This is a genomic window from Streptacidiphilus neutrinimicus (genome assembly GCF_000787815.1).
Taxonomy (GTDB): Bacteria; Actinomycetota; Actinomycetes; order Streptomycetales; family Streptomycetaceae; genus Streptacidiphilus; species Streptacidiphilus neutrinimicus.
Window position 1 is genome coordinate 32,770 of sequence record NZ_BBPO01000065.1, and the last position, 5,203, is coordinate 37,972.

Consider the following 5,203-nt stretch of genomic DNA (forward strand, 5'->3'; position numbering starts at 1 on the left):
CTGCGCGCCAAGCTGGACGAACTGGCCGACCCCGCACGGGCCGACCAGCAACGCGCATACCTGCACAGCGATCTGCACCACCTCGGGGTCCGCGTACCCGACCTGCGCCGCTGCGTCACCGCTGCCCGCCAGCGGGCGCGCGCTCTGCCTGCGGCGCAGGTACTGGTCCTTGCCCAGGACCTGTGGTCCACCCCGGAGAGCTTCGCGAAACCCGTGTACGACTACCGCCGGGCGTCTGTCGAGATACTGGTGCAATACGCACGGGCCCTGAGCTCCGCCCAGCTTGGAGAGCTCGAAGCGCTGCTGCGCCAGTGCCAGACCTGGGCGCTCGTGGATCCTCTGGCCGTGCACTGTGTCGGCGTCGTCCTCCAACGGGACCCAGCCGCAGGCGCCATGCCGGACCGATGGATCCACGACCCCGACTTCTGGCTCCGCCGCTCCGCACTGCTCGCGCTGCTGCCTGCGATCCGCGCAGGCCGTCCCGACACCGACCGGCTTGTCCGGTACTGCGACGCCCTCGTCGGCGAACGGGAGTTCTTCATACGCAAGGCGCTTGGCTGGGTACTGCGCGAGACCTCCACGCGTGACCCGCGACTCGTCACCGACTGGCTGGACCGCCACGGTTCTCACGTCTCTCCGCTGACCCGAAGAGAGGCACTGCGCCGCCTGATTCAGCCAGTGAACCAAAGCATCGGCTCGACGCAGCACCCGGACTCGGAGACGCAGACTCTCCCCGCACTTGATCGTCAGGGGGCGGTGGTGATGTGGTAGCGGGGCTCGCGGAGTCCGGCGATGTGATGGACGGCCGGTGTTCGAGGTGTGCGGCGCACCAAGAAGCCGCCGCCGAGGTCGTGGAAGGGCTGGGTTGCGGTCGAGCATGAAGATCGGGACGACCACGGAGTGTTCGAAGGCATTGTTCGCGCTGACGCGGCCACCACGCAGCTCGAGGCGCGCCTGCTGGACATGGGGATAGCCATTGGCGCGCCCCTGAGGCTCATCGCCTTCGCCGCAGGATTCGCCTCGGCGCTGTTTGCGGTGCCAACCGATCCCGGAGCCGGTGGGCGACCAGGGTGGCGGCCCGGCCGCCCGGCCATGCGGATCATCGGACGGCCCCGCGTCCGCCCGTCGAACACGGGCGAGACCGCCCCGGCTACCTGAGGGACTGCAGCCGGGAGGCGCCTCACCGATCAGGCGGATGCTGCCCTGGACAGGTCACATCCTGCCTCTCTGCTCTAGAGGGCATCTCCTTTCCGCGTCCGGAAGTTGAATGGAAGCCCGCATCTGCGGACTGTCTGGCTCAGGCGAAGGTGAACCAGTTGACACTGACGAAGTCCGCACCGCTGCCGGTGGAGAAGCAGAGGTAGAGGTCGTGTGTGCCGGTGACGTTGCCGATGAGGTTGGCGGGGACCGTCTCCCAGTTCTGCCAGCCGCCGGTGTTGGCGATGTCGATTTCAGCGATCTTGGTGCCGGAGGGGCTGCCCAGGCGAACCTGCACCGCTCCACTCACTCCCGAGGACGCGCCGGAGGCCAGCCGTGCCTTGAACTGGGTGGGGGAGGTGGATCCGAAGGAGACGCCGCCGTACTCGAGCCAGTTGGCGTTCGTGAGGGGTCCGATGTCCTTGCCGCCGCCGGTGTCCGTGCAGGTCTGACTCTGAGCTCCGGACTGCGCGGTATAGGCCTCGGCCTGGATGGTAGAGGTGGCGGTGAAGCCGCCTCCGCTGGCACCGGACGCCTGGGTGGTCGCCGTGGCGGGAGAAGACTGGGCGGAGGCGTTGCCTGCCGCGTCGTACGCCTGCACGGTGTAGGTGTAGGAGGTTGAGGCGGCAAGGCCGGTGTCGGTGTAGCCGGTTCCGGTGGTGCTGCCCACCTTCTGGCCGCCGCGGTAGACGTTGTAGCCGCTGACACCCGTGTTGTCGGTGGAGGGGTTCCAGGCAAGAGTGACGCTGTTGCTTGTGGTGCCCGTCGCGGCCAGGCCCGTGGGGGTGCTCGGCGCCGAGGTGTCGGGCGTGCTCCCGCCGCCGCCGAAGGTGACGGTCAGGCTGCTGACCGCCGGGTCGGAGATCGTGCTGGACACGTTGGCGCCGCCGGCCGGGGTGACGTCATCGAACCCGAAGGCGTAGCCGACGGCGTACTTGTGGACGATGCGGGCGTAGTGGTTGGTGACGTCGCTGGAGTCGGTGTAGTACTGCGTGACGGTCGTGCCGTCGGGCTGGTTGCCGCCGCTGGGGAGCAGCAGGGTGCTGCGGTTGAAGGCGGCTCCCAGGCGGGCGCTGACGGCGCCTCGGGCGTCGTTGGTGTTGCTGAACGGGCCAGAGTTGCAGCCGAAGATGTCCAGGGCTCCGGGTGCCGTGAACGCGTTGCCGTCGTCGTTCAGGCCGCTGAAGACCAGGGTTCCATTGGTGACCTGGCCGGTGAAGGTGCCGTAGGGCGTGTCCACGGTCAGGGGCTGGGAGGCGTAGTGGGACCAGACGCGGCCGACATAGCCGGTCCAGTAGCCGGTGAAGGTGGAGAAGGTGCTGGACCCGAAGTCGACCTTGCATGGGGAGACGACGCGCAGCACTCGTCCGTCCGAGCCGGTGGTCACCAGCTTGTCCCATGGGTAGCCGTCCGCGGCGGCCTGGGCGCGCAGGTCGGACGCGATCGAGTCCAGCGCGCCGGCGGGCAGCGGGGTGGCGGTCTGGCTGCCGGCGCCGACCAGGTGCAAGGTGACCGGTGCGGTGACCGCGTCCACGTAGGTGACGTCCGCGTACAGCGAGCCGTCCGCGTCGTAGGTGAACTCGCAGAAGGTCCAGTCGGTGCCGTAGTCGGGGTCGTCGCTGCCGAGGGCGGGCTGGCGGATGCCCCCGCTCACCGGTTGCAGGCCCTTGAGCGGTCCGCCTGCGGAGAACCAGACGCGCGCCACGCCCAGTGGCTGGTTCAGCGGTATGTTCCGCCCTGCCTGCGGCACCTGGAACGCATAGTTGCCGGAGGCGCTCGATGCGGCATGGAATGCCCCGGAGCTGTCCACGAAGCCCAGCTGCCCGCTGGAGTCCGTCGCGGTGATGCTGGCGTAGACGACGCTGCCGCCGGAGCCATTCGCCAGGATCAACTGCGGCGTCGGGGAGGCCGCATAGGCCTTGGCTGCCGGCCTGATGCCTGCTGCGGCCGCCACCGCGCTGGCGGCCGCAGCCCCTACGAACGATCGACGAGAGATCACGTGACTTCCTCCGGTCTGTTCGACGACGATGAGGTGGGATCGGGTGCTGGGGCTCACGGGCCCTGTCCCGGGTGGGGTGGGGGTGGACGGGCATTCCTGCGGCGGGGACTGATGGGTCGTGTGCCGCCGCAGACGAGGGCGGCGTTTCCCTGCGGGTAGGTATCCGCATCGCGATTTGCGGAGCACCGGAAATGCCCGGGCGTGGGGGCGTGCTGAATGTTGCGCCTTCACTATCAAGACTGTGCGATGACCCGTCAAGCCCTAATGCCATCGGGGGCGGGAATCCACGCTTTCAAGCGCGCAGAGGAATTCTCCATCTGCTCAACCCCGCCCTTGGGGCACTACGGCAGGCAGCGACCGCTGGACTTCGCGCACTTCGGGCAGGGTCCTTCGCGCGGATCCGCCCCGGTTCGACGCCGACTCCCGGCATCGCTTCTGAGGAGGGCAGGGATAGGCCTGCGACCTAGATTCACCAACAGAATTTGGGAATCGCCGAGTCATTGAGGGCGAGTGAGTCGCGGCCGCTCAGGCTCCACGCGGTGGCGGCGCGCACGCCAGTCGGGCCCCTGGAGACGACGCCGGCTGCCCCGTCGACGAACGGCTACTTCGTGCATCATCGCTGCGTGTCGGCCTCGATCAGCAGCATGAACGGCGTCTGCGACGGTCCATGGGGCTTCACCGCTCGCCTTGGGAGGCGGCGATGAGGATCGGGAGACGCCGAGCCAACGCGCGGTACGCGTCGCTGTCTGGCACGAGTACCGGAGTCTCATTAGCCACAAGCCGGAGTAGATCGTTCAAGCCCATGAGCGGCACCTCCCACTCGGACTTATAGTCTGTTAGCCAGATCACCGGAAGACGCATCAACCGTCGGTTGGATCCGAGTTACCGGGTCGCTGCCTGTATCTGCGTCATCCGATGCCGGAACTGTTTCCCGACCCACTCCTTTCATTCATCCCTGAGCCCTGGCAATACGGGATGGCACAGTCACCCGTAGCCCGCCCGGAGAATTCGGGCTGCCATCGGCAGGAAACCATGCCAGTCATGGAGGTCATCGTGGTCACGTCTTCCCTCATGAAACGCGTCCGAAGGAGATTGTCCGTGACAGCGGCGCTCGGCGCGCTACTGCTCACGGGTCCCATCGTCTCCAGCACGTCGGCCCAGCAGGCCGTCGCAGATCCGGTGGTCGGCAACGCCACCCACTTCGACGGCCTTGGGACCCCCTACGGCGGTTGCGGAGTGCCCCAGGCAAACCTGGACTCGCAGAACTTCGTCGCCCTCAACGTGTGGAACTCGCCTGGGAACTACACCGACCCGCTCACCCCGCGCCCCGTTCCGTCGGCCAACGCCAACCTGATGGGCGCCTTCAACAACGGCCACAACTGCGGCCGTTGGGTGCAGGTGACCATCGGGGACTACTGCACGGGAACCAACGACGGCGCCCAGAACCAGCCGTTCTGCCGCAACGGCAGCTGGACCTCGGACAAGTACAACGGAGCAACTCTCAACATGCTCGTCGCCGACAGCTGCGGCGACCCCAACGCCTGGTGCCGAGACGACCCCAATCACCTGGACCTGGCAACAGACTCGCTGAACCAGTTCCAGTTGAACGGTCAGCCTGTCGCAGACATGTACCCGACCAGCTGGAACAACCGGCACATCTCCTGGTCGTTCATCCCCGCACCCAACTACTCGGGCGACATCTCGATCGGATTCGTCAAGAACGCGAGTCCGGGCTGGCCGACGATCGACGTCACCCACCTGCCCAACGGTATTCACAACGTGGACTACTACAACGGCAGTTCCTGGGTTCCGGCATCCATGCAGAGCGACATGGGGCAGCAGTACCTCCTCGGTCCCACCTCCTCGGGAGGAACCACCTACACGATCCGCGTGTACGACACCAATGACACGCTCATCCAAGGCGGCCGCACCTACACGTTCAGCCTGCCGGGCTCCTGCTCCTCCGGATGCTCGCAGCCCTTCAACCAGGTGAACTACACCACCTCC

The 5,203-nt window shown here is 67.1% G+C and carries 4 protein-coding genes; 3 read left to right on the forward strand and 1 reads right to left on the reverse strand.

The window, feature by feature from the left end; genetic code table 11:
* Both TR48_RS30185 and TR48_RS30190 read left to right on the forward strand, forming a co-directional pair.
* A partial coding sequence (locus tag TR48_RS30185; RefSeq protein WP_052443173.1) for a DNA alkylation repair protein occupies nucleotides 1–771 on the forward strand: 771 nt, incomplete at its 5' end.
* A 48-nt stretch (nucleotides 772–819) separates the two neighbouring features.
* A complete protein-coding gene (locus TR48_RS30190; RefSeq protein WP_152628270.1) occupies nucleotides 820–1,158 on the forward strand; it encodes a hypothetical protein in 339 nt (112 codons plus the stop codon).
* Between the two features lie 139 nt (nucleotides 1,159–1,297).
* Here the strand turns inward: TR48_RS30190 and TR48_RS30195 are convergent, their stop codons facing one another.
* Nucleotides 1,298–3,196: a beta-1,3-glucanase family protein gene (locus TR48_RS30195; protein ID WP_042373276.1), complete on the reverse strand. Its 1,899-nt coding sequence runs from the start codon at nucleotides 3,194–3,196 to the stop codon at nucleotides 1,298–1,300.
* 1,098 nt (nucleotides 3,197–4,294) lie between these two features.
* Here TR48_RS30195 and TR48_RS30200 point away from each other — a divergent pair.
* On the forward strand, nucleotides 4,295–5,203 hold a 909-nt coding region (locus tag TR48_RS30200), incomplete at its 3' end, for an RlpA-like double-psi beta-barrel domain-containing protein (protein ID WP_500799097.1).